The sequence below is a fragment of the Vibrio sp. Vb0937 genome (assembly GCF_033338855.1).
The window spans coordinates 102415-122398 of sequence record NZ_JAWOTK010000005.1 but is presented as its reverse complement, the minus strand read 5'-3'; the positions used below and the strand labels follow the sequence as shown (position 1 = coordinate 122398).

The window sequence follows — 19984 nt, the reverse complement described above, 5'->3', positions numbered from 1 at the left end:
CATAAGCAAGTGGTATTACGTTAATTACACTGAACCTTTTCTTTCCGCGTTAGCTAATCATAAAAGGCTGTTAAGCAATATTCATCACCTCAAGCAGAAGCTCGGCTTTCTTTGGCAGGTAGATACTGAATTTACTGCCTTTTCCCCATTCAGACTCTGCTTTTAACTCACCACCCGTTTGGCTGAGAATACTTTGGGAGACCGATAGCCCTAACCCTGTGCCTTCTCGTTTCGTTGTGTAAAATGGCGAGAAGATTCGACTCAAGTTTTCTGGTTTAATACCGCAGCCCTCATCGATAACATGAATCGCGGCTCCTTTCACTTCGCCCTCTTCAATCCAGTCTTCACTGACTACTGTTAATGTTCCTTTACCGCTCATTGCGTGAATGGCGTTCATTTGCAGGTTAACTAAGATTTGTAGCAAATGATGGCGGTTTATCTCAACTGACGTATGTGCTTGTAGATCAGTCACAAACTCGACGTCGCGTTTCTTGGTGCCAGTTTTAACCAAGGTGATGCTTTCATCAATGATAGGATTGACATGTTGCCAAGTGATTTCATCTTGAACACCGCCTTGGCGACTGTATTGCAATAAACTGCGTGTGATATTGCGGATACGATCAATTTGCGCGTGAATCGCATCAATTTCTTCTTGTACTCGACTTGCATCGTCACCCAATTCAAAATGGATCAATTCTACGTTGCCAAGAATCACGGCGGTTGGGTTATTAATTTCGTGAGCAATCCCCGCGGTGAGTTCTCCCAATGCTGCCAGTTTTTCATGAACAACGAGTTTGTCGCGGGTTTGGTTGAGCAATTGAATATGCAGTTCAAGATCTTGGGTTTTTTCTCTCAGGCTTGCCGTACGCTCTTGAACTTTGCATTCAAGTTGAGCTGCGGAGTTTTTCAGTTCAATTTTGCGCTCTTCTAGCGCGTCTAACATATCATCAAACTGTCTGGCTAACTGCGCAAGTTCATGATCGGCATCTAATCCTAACGGGCCAATCCGTTTTTCTTTACCTTGTTGGACCTGCTTCACCACTTTATGAATGCGTTCGATCGGTCGAAACAGATCATAAGAACCGCGATATACCATCACGCCGGAAACCAGCAATAACATAACCGTAATCAAGCTGATTTCGGCAATGTTCGTCATGTAGGCTTTAACGAATGGCCACATGAGGTAACCCGTATAAAGCATACCAATAACATTGTCGTATTGGTCTTTGATTGGTTGATACGCCGTAATATACCAAGCGTCATACACATAAGCGCGATCAACCCACTGTTCACCCTTCGAAAGTACTTGGTTATACACTTCTGCACTCACGCGAGTGCCTATGGCCCGCCCTAGCCTATGATCGCTGTCTAAAGGAACGTTGGTGCTCACACGCAAATCATCGAGAAATACCGTCAACGTACCCACAGGGCGAAGGCGGTCATTATCACTTAAGTAAATGAGATCGCGGATTTGATCCACCAGCACTGTACTATTGTTAAGGAGCAAACCACCATCCAGAAAGCCGATCAAATCGTTCGCTTGGCTGTATACCGGAATCACGGTTCGACTGACTAACCCACGCGCCTCCCTGTCACCATCAGCAAGAATAGGCACTTCTGCTCGTTTGGCGAGTTCAGGATCGAGGCGTTCGAGTTCTTCTTTATTGAGTACATCAAAAAACGATTCGCGCTTGGTGAGATCCATAAAGCGGAATTTGTTTTCCATGGAATTAACGCGTTGGAAAGAGAGAAAATCTAAAGCATATCTTTTCTTCTGCTCTGTGACCCACTTTTGCAGGTCACCTTGTGGCGTTCCTTTATTAATGCGAATACGGAAATCGTACGAATCGGCAAACGCCCGCACGTAATTGGCTTGCTTTTGCTGTAACAACGTTACACTGTTATTTGCAACACCAAGACGTTCCGAGACATCAAGCAGCGCATTTTGCCACGTGTAATGAATAGACCAATAAATGGTAATGCCGATCAGAGCTAACAATGTGAGGAAAATCGGCGCAGAGGTTAAGAATAACAAGCGATAACGCACCATGGTTTTAAAACGGTGCGTCCATTTTGACAATCCTTTGTACTGTGGGCCGTTAGTCGGCATATTCCTCATCCTCAGAATCCCATTCTTTGTATTTACGTTCTAAGGTCTTGCGAGCTACGCCCAAGTCGCGAGCAGCGGCAGACTTATTGCCTTCATGCAAATTAACGACTTGTTTAATATGTGCTTTCTCGACTTCTTTTAACGTCCAGCTGTTTGGATAGCCTTCGCCAGTAAATTCTTTGCCTTCTCTAAAGGTTGGTAACTCAGCAGAGTGAGAAACAGTAATCGATACATTAGGCAGTGAATGTCCGCCATTCAGCTCTCGCCAATAGTGTGCAGGTGGTTTACCAAGCAAGATACAACGCTCAATCAAGTTTTTCAGCTCACGAATGTTTCCCGGCCAATCGTACTCACTCATGGCTTCCATGTCCTCGTGCGCCCATTTTGGCGCAGGCATACCGAGCTCGCGCGTCAGCATGTTGCTGAAAAATGGCACCAACTCAAATAAGTCGGTTTTGCGCTCTCGCAGCGAACACACTTCAATTTTCAGAACGTTTAAACGGTAATAGAGGTCACTGCGGAAATTACCTTGATTGACCTCTTCTTGCAGATTTCGGTTGGTTGCCGCTACGATACGGACATCAATACTGATCTCTCTTTCTGAACCGACAGGGCGAATCGTACGCTGCTCTAACACACGCAATAATGATGCCTGCATTGCAAGTGGCATCTCCCCGATTTCGTCAAGAAATAAGGTGCCACCGTTCGCAACACGGAACAAACCTTCACGCGATTTTTTTGCACCGGTAAACGCGCCCGATGTATGACCAAACAACTCACTTTCTAAAAGCTCTGGTGCAATCGCACCGCAGTTGATTGGCACAAACGGGCCCGTTCTCCCACTCGCCTGGTGAATACCTCGTGCAACTAGCTCTTTACCCGTACCCGACTCACCTTCAACCAAAACAGAAGCGCGTGATGGTGCAAATTGGTTAATAAGTTGCTTAAGCAGACGCGTTTTTTCTGAGCCGCCGATGATCTCTGAGGTATTGTGACGTTGGTAATCGCGTGTCATCGCGTACTGCATGCGTTCGTTCAAACGGCGATCCATACAGCGACTGACCGCTTTTAACATCTGCTCAAGGTTGAATGGTTTGAGGATAAAGTCGGAAGCACCGAGCTGTAGCGCTCGAATGGCAATTTCTAAATCCGCATAGCCCGTCATAAAAATCACATCGGCACGTTTGTCATCATCTTCAAACGCTTCTTCCCACTCAATTCCAGAACGCCCTGGCAGATTAATATCCAGTAAGATCAGATCATAATGTCGAGAATTACGCAGTTGTTCTGCTTCTTCGATGCTACCAGCTGTATCGACATGTGAAAAAAGCTTACCCAATGCCTTTTTCAAGATGGCTTGCATGCCTAATTCATCATCGACGACCAGTACGGAAAAGGCGCTATATTGTTGGTTTGTACTAAGATGGGATTGAGTAGACATATTTACCCCAGATGGATTTCGATGGGACAGAGTGTACCAAGTTTAAACAGAGATACCCTACAAAAAGTGCGACATTTTGTACCAACGCAAACTTTTATGCAAATAACCCCATGATTTAGTGCATAAACCAAGCACTTTAAGCTTGTAAAAGGTTGGCATCTTGTTTGCTATAAGGTGGATACGGAGCGCATTTAAGTGATCTCAGGATGTTGATGTTTGCTTATTCCAACACCCTAAGACAACTTGCGTATTACGCTAATCGCTCTCGTCCAAAAAGGCTTCTCCCTAAAACCTGGAGAGATTCCAAAGAATCATTGGAAAGGAACACATAAAAATGAAAAAAATTGCGCTAACTCTGGCTGCAACGTCAATCACGCTTGTAAGTTACTCTGCGTTTTCTGCTCAAGACGGAGAACACGTTCGCCTTGCAACCACAACCAGTACCTACCATTCAGGTTTACTTGATTACCTACTTCCACAATTTGAAAAAGACACGGGCTACAAAGTCGATGTTATTGCTGCAGGTACGGGTAAAGCCTTAAAAATGGGCGAAAACGGTGACGTAGATTTGGTGATGACACATGCACCAAAAGCTGAAGGCGCATTTGTTGAGAAAGGCTACGGCGTCTTGCCTCGTAAACTGATGTACAACGACTTTGTGATTGTAGGCCCGAAAGCTGACCCAGCAACAATCAAAAATGACGAAGGCGTGTTAGATGTATTCAAAGAGATCGCAAACAAAAACGCAACGTTCATCTCTCGCGGCGATGATTCTGGTACGCACAAAAAAGAAATGGGCTTCTGGGCTCAAACTAAAATCGAACCGAACTTTGGTGGCTACCGTAGCGTAGGTCAAGGTATGGGCCCAACTCTAAACATGGCGTCTGAAATGCAAGGCTACACCATGACGGACCGCGGCACATGGCTGGCTTACCAAAACAAATTGGATCTAGAAATTCTGTTCCAAGGCGATGAAAAACTGTTTAACCCGTACCAAGTTATTCTTGTTAACCCTGAGCGTTACCCAACGATCAACTACCAAGGTGCGAAGGCATTCAGTGATTGGTTGGTAAACCCTCGCGGACAGGAACTTATCAATGGTTTCCGCCTAAACGGTAAACAACTGTTTGTTGCGAATGCTGAGAGCAAATAACGCAATATGAATCTTGCTGATACAACACTGGAAGCGCTTCGCTTACTGGTGAATTTTGATGCAGACCTATGGGAGATCGTTGCGGTCTCCTTTAGTGTTTCTATTACGGCAATATCCCTAGTGGTATTGCCGGCTATTTTGATGTCCTTTGTACTGGCGTATACCGACTTTCGCGGTAAATGGTTTTTGTTGTCGATCGTAAATACGCTGCAAGCGGTCCCTACGGTGGTGATTGGCCTGTTGCTGTACATGTTGCTGTCGCGCTCTGGCCCTTGGGGAGACTGGCAAATGCTGTTCACTCAGAAGGCAATGATCTTCGGCCAAATGGTGATCTGCTTCCCTGTTTTGGTATCGATGATGCATGGTGCATTACAATCTAGCGACCGTCGTGCAGTGGAAACTGCCATCACGCTGGGCGTCTCCATTCCGCGCTTGGCAGCAACGATGATTTGGGAAACCCGCTTTCCTCTACTTGCGGCTATCATTGCAGGATTTTCACGTATCGTGACCGAGGTGGGCTGCTCAATGATGGTTGGTGGGAACATTATGGGCGTGACGCGAAATATTCCCACGGCTATCGCAATGGAAAGCAGTAAAGGTGCTTTTGCGCAAGGAGTTGCATTAGGAATTGTATTACTATCTTTAGCGTTGGCTCTAAACTTCTTCTTATCAAGTATGAGAGGCAAAGGCTACCTCAGAACATAGAACATGAAGCAAACAAACGACTCACCATTAACCCCATGTCGAGGCGAATTATGACTATAAAAATCACCGCCGAACAGTTATCCATGCGCTTTAAAGAGCGTGTGCTTTTCCACATCCCTGAGTTAGCCATCGGCCCAAATGATGCCATTTATCTCAAGGGTGACAATGGTGTGGGCAAAACTACCCTACTCAAAATCCTTGCTGGCTTGCTCAAACCCTCTACTGGCGATGTTGTTGCGCCAAAAGATACGTGGCTGAAAAGACTGACGCGTCGCAATGGTCGTGTCGATGTGATTTATCTCCATCAATCCCCTTACCTTTTTGACGGCACTGTATATGAAAACGTAGTCTATGGAGTGAAATATCAACAAGACACGCAAAAAGATAAGCGAGCTCAAGTTATTCACGCGCTGCGCATGGTAGGTTTAGAAACCTTAGCGGACGAACATATTTCCGTGTTGTCCGGCGGTGAAAAACAGCGCGTTGCCATGGCAAGGGCTTGGATCTTAAAACCGTCGATTTTATTGATGGATGAGCCAAGTGCGTCTTTAGACCAAGAATCCATTGAACGATTGGTGGTGATGGCGAAAGATCTTTTGGATCGCGGTTCCAGTATCGTGGTGACAAGCCATCAGGCAAACGCACTGACCGACTTATGTAAAAAACAGTGGTGGATTAAAGACAAGACTTTGATAGAGTCTCCTCTGTTGTATGTCATACCAAAAGAAACATCCCAAGAGAATGCATATGCTTCAACCAACACAAACTAGTTGGGTCATTTTGGCTGGTGGCCAAGCCAGCCGTATGGGTGGAAAAGATAAAGGTCTGATTGAGTTAAATCAGAAGCCACTCATCGAACACGTTATTGAACGTTTATCTCCACAAACTCCACGCATTTTAATTAATGCCAACAGAAACCAAGATGCGTACAGCAAATTTGGTTTCGTATTTAGTGATCAATTCAAAGATTTCCCTGGGCCTATGGGCGGTATTCACGCGGGTTTGATGCATGCTGAAACTGACTGGGTCGGATTTGTACCTTGCGATAGTCCACAAATTAACACCGACCTTGTCGAGCGTTTCTGCCAGTTCGTCAAAGAAGACAGCGATATTTTGGTCGCGCATGATGGTGACCATCAGCAACCTGTTTTTACGCTCTACCACAAGCGCGTACTGCCAAAACTCACCGCGTTTTTAGAACGTGGCGACCGCAAAATCATTCTGCTCTACAAAGAGTGCAACACCAGTTACGTTGACTTTAGCGACTCACCAAACTGTTTCGTCAACTTGAACACTCCGGAAGAACTGGCGCAATTTGGACAATTAGAATCATGAAACACACGCTAAACATTCCTATTCTTGGTTTTGCAGCTTATTCAGGCACAGGCAAAACCACGCTACTTGAAGCCCTATTGCCAAAGCTGACCGAAGCAGGTTTACGCATTGGCATGCTAAAACATGCGCATCACAACTTCGATGTCGATAAGCCGGGTAAGGACAGCTACCGTTTACGCAAAGCTGGCGCATCTCAAATGCTGATTGCTTCTCGCAACCGTTTTGCGTTAATGACAGAAACGCCAGAAGCCGAAGCGGAGTTTGAATACCTATTAACACGTTTTGATGAAGACATGCTTGATGTGGTTTTGGTCGAAGGCTGCAAAAACATCGCGTTTCCTAAAATTGAATTGCACCGTGAAGAAGTCGGCAAGCCTTGGCTTTATCCAAACGATGAAAACATCATCGCTATCGCTTCAGACGGCGGCGAGTTGGACTCTGAACTGCCACAAATGAACATCAATGATCTTGAAGCGATTGCTCAGTTCGTTATTCAGTATGTTCAAGACGCGAAAGCGCCAAAAAACAAAGAGAAAGAAGCCGCATGTTGCGACACACTTTCTCCTGCTTTCCTTTCTGTGGTTCAAGGCCAAGAGAAAATCCTTTCTTTGGTGAACACGGTTTCGGAAATAGAAGCATGCAAGATTGAAAACGCCTATGGCCGCGTTCTTGCGGAACATATCGTTTCACCAGTAAATGTGCCGCAATACACCAACTCCGCGATGGACGGTTATGCCATCCGCAGTGATGATGTTGACCGTGATAGCTACCAAGTGATTGCTGAAGTGATGGCGGGCCATGCTTACGATCAGCCTCTGGAAGTTGGTCAAGCAGTTAAGATCATGACTGGCGCACCAACACCACGTAACGGCGATACAGTGGTCATGCGTGAGCAAGCCATTCAAGAAGGTGACAAGGTCACTTTTAACGGTGCGAATATCAAAGCAGGCCAAAACGTTCGTCAAGCAGGTGAAGATCTCGCTATCGGTAGTGACGTCTTTACCGCAGGTACTCGCCTCGCCTCTCCAGAGATGGGCATGATCGCTTCGCTTGGCTTTGGTGAAGCGAATGTATTCCGCAAATTGAAAGTTGCCGTGTTCTCCACCGGTGACGAAGTACAACCACCGGGAACAGAGCAAAAAGCGAATTCTATCTACGATTCAAACCGTTTTACCATCATGGGCATGCTTGAAAAGCTCGGCTGCGAGATCTTGGACTTCGGTATTCTGGAAGACAACGAACAGTTAATGATTGAAGCGTTGGAAAACGCATCGGCGCAAGCAGACGTGGTTATGACTTCTGGTGGCGTATCCGTTGGTGATGCGGATTACATCAAACTTGCCTTGGATAAACTTGGTCAAATCGATTTTTGGCGAATCAACATGCGTCCGGGACGTCCATTAGCGTTTGGTCAAATCAACAACAAGCCGTTCTTTGGTCTGCCGGGCAACCCCGTTGCCGTGATGGTTTCATTCATCAACTTTGTTGAGCCTGCACTGCGTAAGATGCAAGGCGAACAAGGCTGGAAGCCTCTGAAAGTGAATGCCATCGCGACTGAAAACCTTCGCTCTCGACAAGGTCGTACCGAGTTTAGCCGTGGCGTCTATGAACTGGATGCAACTGGCCGTTTAACCGTTCGTACAACAGGCAAGCAAGGCTCTGGTATTTTGCGCTCAATGAGTGAGGCAAACTGTTTGATCGAAATCTCCCCAGCTATTGATACAGTAAAAGCGGGAGAAAGCGTGACAATTATCCCACTTCAAGGCAGAATCTAGCTCAAACTAGAAATTCAAAGGTCAGCGAGTCTGGCCTTTTTGTTTAATACAGAAACCTTTTCAGAGAGACAGCTATGGCTCGCACCATTCTTTACACTTACAAAGACCAAGACAAAGAACTGACATTCTCATACCAGCAACATCGCAACATTCAAGAAGCAGTTGCCGAGGCAGAAGGTATCGATATCACTGAGTTCCTAAAGATGGAGCAACAAATCGAAGCAGTGTCTGACACTAAAGCGGTGCGAAACTACCGCGACAACTACTTCAGAAAATTAGGCTTTAGCAAAATTACCCTAGCTCAAAAAGAAAACCTAGGCGTAGGCAAAAAGAACAAATAAGCTTAGCTACAAACAGAGAACTCGCGATTCGTCGCGAGTTTTTTTATACATGCTACTTTTGTTCATGATCTATACCCGAGCATACCGAAATTACTTAGGTATATGAGTTACTTCGATATATAAGTAAAAGCCCCGTTTAACCTTGAAAGTCTAAACGGGGCTTGAGATTTCTTCTTGCTACTTTATATCGAGTAAGGTTTAAGTCATTACTTGATGTTTAAGAACGCAGCGCCGCGTACACCACCTGAATCACCGTGTTTGGCTTTGATGATCTTAGGACACTTAGCCACAGACAATAAGTGTTTAGGGATGCGTTTTGGCATTTCTTCGTAAATCAATTCGAAGTTAGATAAGCCGCCACCAAGTACAACGGTGTGTGGGTCTGTTGCAGTAAACAGGTTTGCAAAGCAGATTGCTAGCAGCTCCATAAAGCGCTCGACGTGCTCTACTGCTTTCTCTTCACCCTCTGCGTGCGCTTTAATAATGTCGATCGCTTTCTTCTCTTCGCCGTAGTAATGCGCGTAAAGAAGCTCGAAACCACGACCAGATAGGTAACTATCTAAACAGCCTTTGTTGCCACAGCCACAGCCAAGTAATGGTGCGTTTTCGCCCAGGTGGAACCATGCGTCGATAGGAAGACGTGTGTGACCCACCTCACCCGCTACGTGGTTGCGGCCAGAGAATACTTTACCTTCGTAGATAAAGCCACCGCCAAAACCAGTACCAAGGATCAAACCTAGTACAGATGGTTCATCTTGAAGATCTTCGTCCCACGCTTCAGAAAGCGCGAAACAGTTTGCATCGTTTTCAATTTTTACGCTGCGACCGATTTTAGCTTCCAGATCAGCACGAAGTGGTTTGCCTTTTGCCGCAGGAACGTTAACTGTTAGTACCGTTGCATCATCGGCGTCTTCCATACCTGGTAGGCCAAGACCAATCGTACCTTCGCAGCCAAACTCTGTATCGTATTTATTCACCAATTCCGCAATGGTATCAACCAGCAGCTCGTAGTTGTCTGTTGGTGTAGGTACACGTTCCGTCGCTACACGCTCAAGCTTCTCGTTAAATGCACCAAATTCAATTTTAGTGCCACCGACATCAAAGCCGTAATACATGTATTTCTCTCCTAAAAAATGCTTCAAACGACTCTCAAAAATGGCTAGAGTCAAAAGTATAAACTGATGGCATTATCCATATCTGTACGCCTGCAAACCGTGACCGAATGCAGATTTATCCCCTCACCGAAGCCAGTTGAACAACATACCATCAACAAAAGCTCATTCCTTAGAGTCAGCTCTCGGTTTTCATCCACTCTTTGAAACGTTTCAAGTGTGGCTGGTTAGGGTCGTTTTTGACTCGAGTCTTGCTCAGCATGTAAGTTTCTCTGAAGGCTTCAAACCACAATTGAAGGCATTCCGCAGCTTTCGGCTCACCAGCTTGTTTTAAAACTAATGTCGCGACTTCGGCGGTTGAAAGATGCTGCTCATTCTCGGAGCGGCGCATGATGTATTCAGACAGAGATTCCGGCTCAATGGAAAGCACAGGCAAAGATTTAAGAAAATCAGAACGACGGAATATCTTTCGCGCCTCACGCCAGCTACCATCAATAAAGATCAGCAACCATTTTTTGTTCTCGACATCTTCTTTTACCAATCGCCCTGGCTCTAGATCTTCAATTAAACGAGAGGGATCATCCACATAGTCTGCAGGAAATACAATCACCGGTTGGTAACTGTCATCCTGTAGTAGCGCTAGCATCTCTTCAGACGGTTCTGTTCGGTTCCATTGATACACGTAAGTCTCTTGAATCGTATCAGCGATTAGACGACCGGTATTACTTGGCTTAAACACTTCGTTTTCAGAAACAATCAACATACATGCAATATTGGCCTTGATGTTTGGCTGAAGGTCGCACAAACAGTGTTGCTCAGAAACCTGGCAATATTGGCAACGAACCACTTTACATCCACGCGCGTTGAAAGGCTTGGTTGAGATAGATTGTCGGTACTGATATAAACGGTGGAAAGCGTGAATTCTCATGGTAAGTAATGCCAAGTAAAAAGTAGAGCGCGATTCTACTGATATTATGGTTTCGCCTCAAGATAAGCCCATCAGCAGTGTGTTGAAATAATTTCACTCTTATCTCGGTCATAGATAAAGAAATAAATAAGGGAATGACAGTGACAGAAACGACATTTCAAGAACCCTCATGGCTCAGATTAGGCTTTTTCCTTGGCGTATTATTGCTTTGTGCCATTTGGGAAAACAAATTGCCTAGAAAAACACTGACCGCTTCGCGCAGGTTTCGCTGGGTCAATAACTTGTCATTGGTCGCTTTTAACAGCCTAGTTATTGCTTTAATCATGCCTATCGCCGCCTTTCAAGCTGCGGTCATAGCTCAGGAGCAACAATGGGGGCTGCTGAATATTCTGTCCCTCCCCGATTGGTTAAACACTTTTCTAACCGTCATTTTGCTTGATTTCGTCATTTACGCTCAGCATGTTGTCTTTCATCATGTAAAACCGCTGTGGAAGATTCACCGAATGCATCACGCCGATCTCGACATAGACGTCACTACAGGCGCACGCTTTCATCCCTTCGAAATAATCATTTCAATGGGAGTAAAAATTGCAGCCGTGTTTATCTTAGGTGTTTCACCTATCGGAATTGTGGTATTTGAAATTGTGCTTAATGCGAGCGCGATGTTTAATCACAGTAATGCAAAACTGGCTTTATCTATGGACCAAAAACTGCGAAACGTCATCGTTACACCAGACATGCATCGCGTGCACCATTCAGTGATAGTAAAAGAGACCCACTCAAACTTTGGTTTTTTCCTTTCAGTTTGGGACCGCTTTTTTGGGACATACCGAGCTCAGCCTAAGTTGGGTCATGAAGATGTTGTTATTGGTGTGCCGGAAATTAGAGACGAAGAAGAGCAAAGATTAGATAAGCTTTTAACGCAGCCCTTTCGCTACAATAAAGAGAAGAAGTAATGGTTGAAAAAATATTGTTGGATGAAGTATGTCAACAAAACGAATAGACCAAGCCTAAACCCCTGTTAAACACTACTTCATCCTCATGATGTGTAAGAACAGATTAGTTTTCTGCTAGCTGACGCTTTTTGTTTAACTGAGTAATACCAACAAATAAACCAACAACACCAAGCACTGCACATGCCAAAGCATTGGTGTTCATTACTTGCTGTGCCTCCATTGAGCTGTATAGAAAAGCAAGGCTGAAGAAAGTGGTGGCAAAGCTCAAACCTGTCAGTACGCTGAAACCAGCAAAACTGGCCAAGTCTTTAAAATCGTTCATAACGAGTCCCTGTTTACAATCCTTAATCGAGTGTTGTGAAAATAATAATTAACGAAATATTTGGCGTGATTGACTATGTTTTCGCGCATTCCATAACCAGATAGATACCCCAAATGAGAACCCTAAAAACAGTGTCTTCATTTGTAGGGCGACGTTGTTATCTAATATTTCTAATGTATAGTGAGCGTGGGAACTAAAGATAACATTGGTTATAAGAGTCAATAACATAACAACTAGGCCAGAGCGGCGATGCTTGACCAATAGATACGCTGCTAATAAGTCCAATAGTCCCAAAGCGCTCCAATACATATTCAACCAGCGTGGCGCAAAATCGTAAGGTAAAAAGCCACCAACAATGTTGTCATAAAGATGAACCACTCCGCCAACTGTCATAAAAAGGCATAAGAGAAACACGACGAATTTATCCATTACCGTTTCCTTATCTGAATGAATGAGCAAAGCATATAGAAGTCACTTAAACATTTGTAATCTCATCGCCATTTTTGAGATCGACAGTGCCATTATCAACACGATGAGAACAGTAACGGCTGCTCTACCTTCTTTATTTGCTTCTAGTAGAAGCATAGTGTTTGCTGTGGCGTTTCGCCCAAATCCGCCAATGCAATGACAGAATCCTCCTTTAAATCACGCCTTGGTTTATCAACTCTCGTACCTTTTCCAGCCCGCGCTGAAACACAGTATGTGCATTCGCGGGAAGGCCGCTCTCGACATCGTGCCAGAAGAACGCAAAATCATGTCCGCCATCGTCTTGCGTATGAAACAGCCATGAATTAGCGAGGCCAGCACACTCACACAAAACAAAATGCCATACTTGATTTTGAAAGCCACTGTCCCATGAGCATAAATATCGTGCGGAACGAACATGTGTGATACCAGACTCCTCAGCGAGCTCCCGCTTGGCTGCTATGATGTAACTTTCATCAAACACTTCAACAGTGCCCTTGACGAGCTGAACACCCGCCAACGGATGTTTAAAAAGTAGGATCTCTTGATTTTGATTACGTAGAACGACGGGGCAAACTTTATCGATCACAAAACCACTCCTTATGCTTCAAGCAAAAGGCTTTAGCTTTCTCTGGATATAAAGAAATCGCATGAAGCTGCATGATTCATTCCTTTGAATTCTAGCGACATTCTAGTCAACGAGTCCCTCGAACAAAGCATTAACATCACGTTGTGATAACTAAACCCTTTAGAAATGAACGAGATGAGATGTAACTCACTTTTGCAATGCAAATAGGAGCCATTAAATGGGTAGCCGTAACAAAAAAGCAGAACCGAGGTTCTGCTTTTAGTCGGTGGAAACATCTCATTTACTTGGTCTGATGAAGCTCATACTTGTGCAGCATTGCTTGCTGGTGCCCGGCAATTTCCGCCACTTGCTCAGAACTCTCAACCATAGACTCAAGCTGCAGCTTTGTGCGTTCGCCAAGATCAGAAATATGCGTGATGGATTGAGATACATCTGCCGTCGCTCGTTCTTGTTCTTCTGTAGCAACTGAGATTTGTTCAACACGTTCTTGAATGTGCTTAACCGCGAGGTTGATATCAGAAAATGTCGATTTCACTTCATTGCTGGACTGTAGCGCGTGGGTCATTTCTTCTCTTGAATCATTAACTGCTTGGCGCGAACGCTCTGCGGCAGTAATAAGCTCGCTCATCATTTCTCGGATGTTCGTAGTTTGTTGAGAGGTATCACTTGCAAGTTTGCGAACTTCATCAGCGACAACAGCAAATCCACGCCCTTGCTCACCAGCACGGGCAGCCTCTATTGCCGCGTTGAGAGCAAGCAAGTTGGTGTTGTCCGCGATCCCACTGATCATGTCCACCATTTCACGAATCTGTTTAACACGCTGGTCTAGCTCTAACATTGACTGTTCATTTACATCCAAAGAGCTTTCTAATGACTCCAAACGTTCGCGGTTTTGTTCTACGACTTGAACCCCTTTTTCAGTGTGTTGGGTTGCAAGGAGCGAGTCCTGTGAAGATGCATTTGTCACCATTGCTATTTCACGAATAGAGGCTTCAAGCTCCGTTATGGTCGTGATCATACTCGACAACGCTTCATTTTGTGTTGCCAACCCATCACTTGTTTGTTCGGCTGCACTGTGACTTACTTCTGCCGTCTGATAAAGCGTTTCACAATTGCGCGTCACCGTTTGAATTGAGTCGTGTGTGGAATCGATTACTTGATTCAACTTTCGTGCTACTTCTTTCAGCTCATAGGGGCCGACTTCTTCTGCCTTGTCACGAAAATCATGTTCGGTAAGTGCTGAAAGACGCGTTAGTACATTCCTTAACCCTCGGTTTGTCCATGACTTTAGGCTAAACCAAGTAACCAGAATAATAAAAGAAATCACACACGCCGCAAACACGAGCACAACGCTCACCGATTCAATGGTCTCGTTGACCACCCGCTCCTTTTCATCGATCAACTGACCAGCGCTTTGGGAGATTTGATCAAGTAACCGCATGGTTTCATCCGCAAGCATCGAAGCCTGTTTAAACTCTGAACGTTGCAATTCCCCTTGTTCTAGTTTGGCGAGGATCAAACGCAGCACGCCCTTTTCACTAAAGCCTTGTTTCACCATCTCATATGGTGCGGTTAAGCTTGCATATTCACTTACTTCAGGATGGAAAGATTGGAAGTCTTCATAGGCGAGTTTAATACCTGCTATGCGATTTCGCATTTCTCGGTATTCTTTTTCGGCTTTGTTTAATTCTGAGTGCATCATCATGACTAAGAACGTACTTTCCATTGAGCTTGCAGAAGCAATGAAACGGTTAGCGGCATCGCTCGACTCAGGATTATCAGCACTAAGGAACGAACTGATTCGATTCATTTCCGGACCGATAGAGCTAAGCCCATAGCGAAAACCACCAACAGCGGCATCAATATCCATTTGAATTTGTATCACCGAAGATTGCTTCAACAAAATGGACTGCGTGATGTTATGTAAACGCGCTAGTTTGGTGTCTAACTCCTCCGAAAGTTGCTGAGCTACACCAGACGCTTCCACAACCAAAGTTGTGCTTTGAGTTGCAAGAGAGTCGATTTGCTCTTTTATGAGAGGCAACTCTTTCGGCTCAGTAATCTGCATACCATGGTTGAGTAGCTTAACCATCTCCAATACATTCCTGGTTAACTTTGCGTTTGCCATCGCGATGGGTAATGCTTTTTGCGACAAGTCTTCAAATTGTTCCCCTACCTGTTCCATTCCTTTGAAACTTGAGACAGAAAGGGCTATAACAAGAGCAATGATAGTTAAAAATGTTGCACTGACAGCCTGAATCAGTGAAAGTGATGTGCGTGAGCGTTTTCGCTTTGCCATAATCAATTTTTATTCTTTCTTAAGGTTGAATCGGTTCTGCAGTGATTCCGTCACATTTGTGAGACAAAACCGTGATTTGCAGCCCATACTATGGATTGGTTATGACACTAATATTTCAGTTGTGAGTCATAGAGATGACAGGTGGTGATTTGCGTCGAGTATATTTTCCTTTGATAATCAGTGTGCTACTAAGCGCCTGCTCTTCTGGGCCTGAGCCTAGTGAGCAAGCACAGGTGACAGCACCTACAAATCAGCTATTGTCGGACAACCCTGACTTGTTCGACTTTTACACAGAGTGGCACGGCACGCCTTATCGCTTAGGCGGGACACAGAAATCTGGAATTGATTGCTCAGCATTTGTACAAAAAGCGTTTGTTGAGGCTTATCAGCTCTCGTTACCAAGGACAACTAGGCAGCAATCAAAGCAAGGTGTGGAGTTAAGTTGGACGGATGCCAAGCAAGGGGATCTAGTGTTTTTTAAAACAAGACGTACAACTTATCATGTCGGAATTTACTTGGGTAACAAGCAGTTCATGCATGCATCGACGTCTAGAGGTGTGATTATTTCAAGAATCGACAACCCATACTGGGCATCTAAGTTTTGGCAAATAAGAAGAGTTACAATGTAACTCCTCTTACTCTTTAACCGGACATTGCTGTAAGTTAAAACAATATCAGTCGTAAGTCGCAACAGCATTATCGAACAGATTTTTGACCAGAGCGATGTATTCATCAAGGAACGTGATCTGTTCATTGGTCGCTTTTTTATGCCATACCCCAGCCAATATCTCACCAAGATCTTCAACAACTGCATCAGCCTCTTTCAACAATTTGAAGCGTACGCTCGAGTGAAGTTCTGGATTTTGCTCAAAAATCGCCATGATGTTTGAAGCCACCATATCGGTGACAACATCTTCGATGCTTTCGGATCCAGTGTCGCCAATTTCGGTCGTAAAAATATCTAGATTTAGAGACAAGTGCTCGATAAGAGCGAGATATCCATCGGTTTCTAAAACCACTGTTTTTCTCCGTTTATTGCAAGCCTTCGAAGCTGAAAGCAGAATAGTTTCAATAGTAAGACATGCCGAGAAAATTTCATTAACTTATTTCATATTAACAAACATTCACGAACCAACTGGATGATTTTCAAACAATTGAGCTTTGCTTCACTGAATTCGGATACAGGGTTTCTTCAAACCTTTTTATATTTCAGCCATTTTCATGCAAACAGGTTTGGTTACGACCATTTTCTTTTGCACGATACAGCGCAGCATCGGCACTCTTTAACCATTGAGTGTGAGTTTCAAAATAAGGCTTATACTCGCAAACACCAATACTTATCGTGTAATTAATCAAAAAATCTTCCACTTTCACGATCTCTTGCTCAATTCTTTTGCGCAAACGCTCTGCGAAATAGCAAGCTTGCTCCTGGTTTGTGTGAGGAAGTAGTACGGTAAACTCTTCACCACCAAAACGACCGCAGATGTCACTGCTTCTTGCTGTTTTTCTCAACAAGGCAGAGGTTCGACGAATGACTTCGTCCCCTGTCGGGTGACCATAAGTATCATTCACCTTCTTAAAGTGGTCGATATCGAATATTACTAATGAGCATGGTCCGTCGATAACTTTTAAGTGAGCAAACTCATCTTTCAATGATTGCTCCCAATAAGCGCGATTAAATAAACCTGTTAAACCATCTTTGCGACTGATTTCCGACAAATGTTGATTTGTTTCTTTCAAATGAATGCGATTTCTCGCAGTTTCAGAAACATCATTGACTTGAATCGCTATGTGGCTGACCTCTCCTGAGAGCCCAATTAACGGCGTGATCACGATATCTTGATACATAAAATCACTGCTGTTTGAAACCGGAGAAAAATTGTTGAACTTAAAAAGATACGGTCGGTTTTCCCAGCTAGAAAAAGAACGAGTTTCCAGATCGGCGGCAGCTTTTATCTTGGTTTCTAGCCAAGTTCTTGGCAGCTCTTCAAAATGCTCAAATAAACATTCACCAAGAATTTCTTGTGATAGAATGCCACTGTATGACTGCATAAAACTGTTCCACACACACACTTTATACTCTTGATCCAAAACAATAAGCCCTGAATCCATCGTATCGAGAATTTGTGTGACCCAATGAAAGTCTGCTATGTCCAGCGTGATATCGGACATTAGATTAGCTCCATGATTTCATAGATTATTTCTACGGATGGCTTATCAATTAAAAACAGTACCTCGCACTCGAAATCGAGCGCTTCTGCCATGTAGGTGTATTCGATAGTAAAGAGCTCACCCAACTCGCCTTGCTCTTCACAATAAGGTGTTAAGGTATCCACAATGCCTGGCTGACGAAGTGAGAACTGCTTGTCGAGTTGATCGCCCAATGATGTGAGAAATGACGAAACCAGTAGGTTAGAGATATTCAAGATGATTTCATTATGAGGCGTAAACTCAAGGAGGTAACCTAATTTTTCCCCAATCTGATTGATATCCCTACCACGTAAACACACCAGTGCCTCTCCGTGAATACCACCACCGACAAACCTCTGCGCTACCGCAACGGAACTGTCACGCCCAACCACATCAACCAGTGTCATATGAAGCTCGCCGTAGGACAAAGGTCCAACATGAGGAACAGGAAGTTGGATGAACTCATGTAAATGGTCGGCCATAATCGCAGCCCCTTTACCAAGGGCAATATTCGCAATTTCACGGAATTTGGCTAGTAAGGAAAGCTCTTCGCAACCCTGGTTTTTAGAATCAACCGAATGACTAGGTTTGAACGCATAATGCAGCCCTAATTGTTCGTATAGCGGGAGCACCTGCTCTTCTGTCAGAGGCTTAGCGATAAAAGCTTGAGCACCAAGATCGAGACAGCGCTGTTTTGCCTCTTGTTGAACATCTCCAGAAATAATGACGATTTTGGTCGGGTACTGGCTAACAGGTAATGATTCGAGGACCTCAAAACCATCCATTATGGGCATCGTTAAATCGAGAAACAAAATATCGATATTTTTCTCAGCAAGAATATTAAGCGCCTCATAACCATCTTGCGCTTCAATAAGATGCAATGATGTATCTTGTACGATAGAACGCGCAATAAGCTTTCTTGCAACAGCTGAGTCATCACATATCAGTATTTTCATGCCACCAATGGAACTAACGTCAAAAAAATCATAATACCTGTTGTAAACGTTCATCTCCATATGCTAAGCCAACAAATCAGAGGCTTATAAGCGATTTGATTCACATTTATACAAATTGACTACACTAAGAGGAAGGTTTCTTTACTAAGTATGCTCAACATAGCGCCAACTCCCTGCTATTTATCCTAAACTATTGGTGGTCAAATAGATTCGCGAGGTTTTGTATGTGGCAAGCAATATCGCAACAGCTTTCTGATACTTTATTGTTCGATTACCAGATCACGGAAAAAGTAAGGCTGTCTGGTGGGGATATCAGTGAAAGCTACATGATCAATGATGGCGAGCAACGTTATTTTGTGAAAATTAACGATCGCGAGTTTTTGTCTAAATTTGAGGTAGAAGCTGAAAGCCTGCATCTTTTGCGTGAAACATCCACCCTATTTGTACCTGAGGTGGTATTGGTTGGTAAAACCAAAAATGCCTCATTCCTAATTCTTAACTACCTTCCAACGAAACCATTAGAAGATGGTCCCAACAGCTTTAAATTTGGGCAGCAATTAGCTCACCTACACCAATGGGGCGAGCAAAAAGAGTTTGGTTTTGATACCGACAACTATCTCGGTTCGACTCTACAGCCCAACAAATGGCACAAGAAATGGTGTGTATTCTTTGCTGAGCAACGCATAGGTTGGCAATTACAGCTCCTTAAAGAAAAAGGCGTCACCTTGGTTGATATCGATGACTTTATCGACGTCGTAAAACAGCGGCTAGCAAACCATGCTCCGGAACCTTCTTTGTTGCATGGCGATTTATGGAATGGAAATGCGGCACTCACTGCATTCGGTCCTATCTGTTACGATCCTGCGTGCTATTGGGGGGACAGGGAGTGTGATATTGCGATGACAGAGCTTTTTGGTGGATTTCAACCAGAATTTTATCAAGGCTACGAATCGGTTATGCCACTTTCTTCAAGCTATGAGGAACGTAAAGATATCTATAACCTTTACCATGTTCTCAACCATTGTAATTTGTTTGGCGGCCATTACTTGGAACAGGCTCAACTGGTTATTAATAAAATCATTTCTTATTAATTTGGAAGCCACTGCATATTTCAAGATGTAAAATCTCGAGGCACATCACTACAGAAAATCACCCTAAGCTCAAGGTTGAGTTTGGGGTCAAGTTTTGTACTTATTTCGACTCAATTAGCAACAACTCTGCCTAATATCAAAGGAGACTTAACTTTGGATTGTGCCTATTTTCCTTGTAGGCAAAGTAAGTAAAGGGCTGTACTTCCTTGATGAATA

At 44.2% G+C, this 19984-nt stretch carries 20 protein-coding genes; 9 read left to right on the top strand and 11 right to left on the bottom strand.

Annotation, left to right across the window (positions count from 1 at the left end; translation table 11 throughout):
* Positions 1 to 70: 70 nt before the first annotated feature.
* Together R7P67_RS10270 and R7P67_RS10265 are read right to left on the bottom strand one after the other, a co-directional pair.
* Positions 71 to 2110 (bottom strand): cache domain-containing protein, encoded by a 2040-nt coding sequence (locus R7P67_RS10270; protein ID WP_318085948.1) that lies wholly within the window; start codon positions 2108 to 2110, stop codon positions 71 to 73.
* The gene (locus R7P67_RS10265) at positions 2100 to 3551 is read right to left on the bottom strand and encodes a sigma-54-dependent transcriptional regulator (RefSeq protein WP_318085947.1); all 1452 of its coding nucleotides are present in this window, start codon (positions 3549 to 3551) and stop codon (positions 2100 to 2102) included. Before R7P67_RS10265 ends, R7P67_RS10270 begins: the two co-directional genes overlap by 11 nt.
* Positions 3552 to 3885: 334 nt before the next feature.
* Here R7P67_RS10265 and R7P67_RS10260 point away from each other — a divergent pair, with 334 nt between their 5' ends.
* The 6 genes from R7P67_RS10260 (at position 3886) to R7P67_RS10235 (ending at position 8860) form a co-directional block, all read left to right on the top strand.
* Positions 3886 to 4704 carry a substrate-binding domain-containing protein gene (locus R7P67_RS10260; RefSeq protein ID WP_005389522.1) on the top strand — a complete coding sequence of 273 codons (819 nt, stop codon included), beginning with the start codon at positions 3886 to 3888 and terminating at the stop codon, positions 4702 to 4704.
* Between the two features lie 6 nt (positions 4705 to 4710).
* Complete coding sequence (locus tag R7P67_RS10255) at positions 4711 to 5409, top strand: ABC transporter permease (protein WP_258475701.1); 699 nt, start codon at positions 4711 to 4713, stop codon at positions 5407 to 5409.
* A 50-nt stretch (positions 5410 to 5459) separates the two neighbouring features.
* Entirely contained in the window at positions 5460 to 6179 is a 720-nt protein-coding gene (locus R7P67_RS10250) for an energy-coupling factor ABC transporter ATP-binding protein (RefSeq protein ID WP_025766658.1), read from the top strand.
* Complete coding sequence (mobA, locus tag R7P67_RS10245) at positions 6157 to 6744, top strand: molybdenum cofactor guanylyltransferase MobA (RefSeq protein WP_005377572.1); 588 nt, start codon at positions 6157 to 6159, stop codon at positions 6742 to 6744. The genes R7P67_RS10250 and mobA overlap by 23 nt, the downstream gene beginning before the upstream one ends.
* A complete protein-coding gene (locus R7P67_RS10240) occupies positions 6741 to 8519 on the top strand; it encodes a bifunctional molybdopterin-guanine dinucleotide biosynthesis adaptor protein MobB/molybdopterin molybdotransferase MoeA (RefSeq protein WP_262653755.1) in 1779 nt (592 codons plus the stop codon). Before mobA ends, R7P67_RS10240 begins: the two co-directional genes overlap by 4 nt.
* Positions 8520 to 8593: 74 nt before the next feature.
* The gene (locus R7P67_RS10235; RefSeq protein WP_005377584.1) at positions 8594 to 8860 is read left to right on the top strand and encodes a DUF2960 domain-containing protein; all 267 of its coding nucleotides are present in this window, start codon (positions 8594 to 8596) and stop codon (positions 8858 to 8860) included.
* A 206-nt stretch (positions 8861 to 9066) separates the two neighbouring features.
* On the opposite strand, the gene nagK is transcribed toward R7P67_RS10235, so the two are convergent.
* Both nagK and R7P67_RS10225 read right to left on the bottom strand, forming a co-directional pair.
* Complete coding sequence (nagK, locus tag R7P67_RS10230; protein ID WP_005377586.1) at positions 9067 to 9975, bottom strand: N-acetylglucosamine kinase; 909 nt, start codon at positions 9973 to 9975, stop codon at positions 9067 to 9069.
* 175 nt (positions 9976 to 10150) lie between these two features.
* Positions 10151 to 10900, bottom strand: coding sequence for a tRNA-uridine aminocarboxypropyltransferase (locus tag R7P67_RS10225; protein WP_021033873.1), 750 nt, complete (start codon positions 10898 to 10900; stop codon positions 10151 to 10153).
* Positions 10901 to 11040: 140 nt separating this feature from the next.
* On the opposite strand from R7P67_RS10225, the gene R7P67_RS10220 reads away from it, so the two are divergent.
* Complete coding sequence (locus R7P67_RS10220) at positions 11041 to 11856, top strand: sterol desaturase family protein (RefSeq protein ID WP_318085946.1); 816 nt, start codon at positions 11041 to 11043, stop codon at positions 11854 to 11856.
* Positions 11857 to 11959: 103 nt separating this feature from the next.
* On the opposite strand, the gene R7P67_RS10215 is transcribed toward R7P67_RS10220, so the two are convergent.
* From R7P67_RS10215 to R7P67_RS10200, 4 genes are all read right to left on the bottom strand, one after another.
* The gene (locus R7P67_RS10215) at positions 11960 to 12178 is read right to left on the bottom strand and encodes a hypothetical protein (RefSeq protein WP_054579285.1); all 219 of its coding nucleotides are present in this window, start codon (positions 12176 to 12178) and stop codon (positions 11960 to 11962) included.
* Positions 12179 to 12226: 48 nt separating this feature from the next.
* A complete protein-coding gene (locus R7P67_RS10210) occupies positions 12227 to 12607 on the bottom strand; it encodes a hypothetical protein (RefSeq protein WP_318085945.1) in 381 nt (126 codons plus the stop codon).
* Between the two features lie 211 nt (positions 12608 to 12818).
* Positions 12819 to 13232 (bottom strand): NUDIX hydrolase, encoded by a 414-nt coding sequence (locus R7P67_RS10205; RefSeq protein WP_005389540.1) that lies wholly within the window; start codon positions 13230 to 13232, stop codon positions 12819 to 12821.
* A gap of 280 nt (positions 13233 to 13512) precedes the next feature.
* The gene (locus R7P67_RS10200; protein ID WP_262653752.1) at positions 13513 to 15531 is read right to left on the bottom strand and encodes a methyl-accepting chemotaxis protein; all 2019 of its coding nucleotides are present in this window, start codon (positions 15529 to 15531) and stop codon (positions 13513 to 13515) included.
* 134 nt (positions 15532 to 15665) lie between these two features.
* On the opposite strand from R7P67_RS10200, the gene R7P67_RS10195 reads away from it, so the two are divergent.
* Positions 15666 to 16160, top strand: a complete 495-nt coding sequence (locus R7P67_RS10195) for an NlpC/P60 family protein (RefSeq protein ID WP_262653750.1) — start codon at positions 15666 to 15668, stop codon at positions 16158 to 16160.
* Between the two features lie 45 nt (positions 16161 to 16205).
* On the opposite strand, the gene R7P67_RS10190 is transcribed toward R7P67_RS10195, so the two are convergent.
* The 3 genes from R7P67_RS10190 to R7P67_RS10180 all read right to left on the bottom strand — a co-directional run bounded on the left by R7P67_RS10190 (position 16206) and on the right by R7P67_RS10180 (position 18677).
* Complete coding sequence (locus R7P67_RS10190; RefSeq protein ID WP_005377620.1) at positions 16206 to 16550, bottom strand: DUF3802 family protein; 345 nt, start codon at positions 16548 to 16550, stop codon at positions 16206 to 16208.
* A gap of 190 nt (positions 16551 to 16740) precedes the next feature.
* A complete protein-coding gene (locus R7P67_RS10185) occupies positions 16741 to 17703 on the bottom strand; it encodes a GGDEF domain-containing protein (RefSeq protein ID WP_005377621.1) in 963 nt (320 codons plus the stop codon).
* On the bottom strand, positions 17703 to 18677 hold the full coding sequence (locus R7P67_RS10180) for a response regulator (RefSeq protein WP_262653747.1): 975 nt from the start codon (positions 18675 to 18677) through the stop codon (positions 17703 to 17705). The genes R7P67_RS10185 and R7P67_RS10180 overlap by 1 nt, the downstream gene beginning before the upstream one ends.
* A gap of 224 nt (positions 18678 to 18901) precedes the next feature.
* Here R7P67_RS10180 and R7P67_RS10175 point away from each other — a divergent pair, with 224 nt between their 5' ends.
* On the top strand, positions 18902 to 19768 hold the full coding sequence (locus tag R7P67_RS10175) for a fructosamine kinase family protein (protein ID WP_005377623.1): 867 nt from the start codon (positions 18902 to 18904) through the stop codon (positions 19766 to 19768).
* The last annotated feature ends 216 nt before the right edge of the window (positions 19769 to 19984 follow it).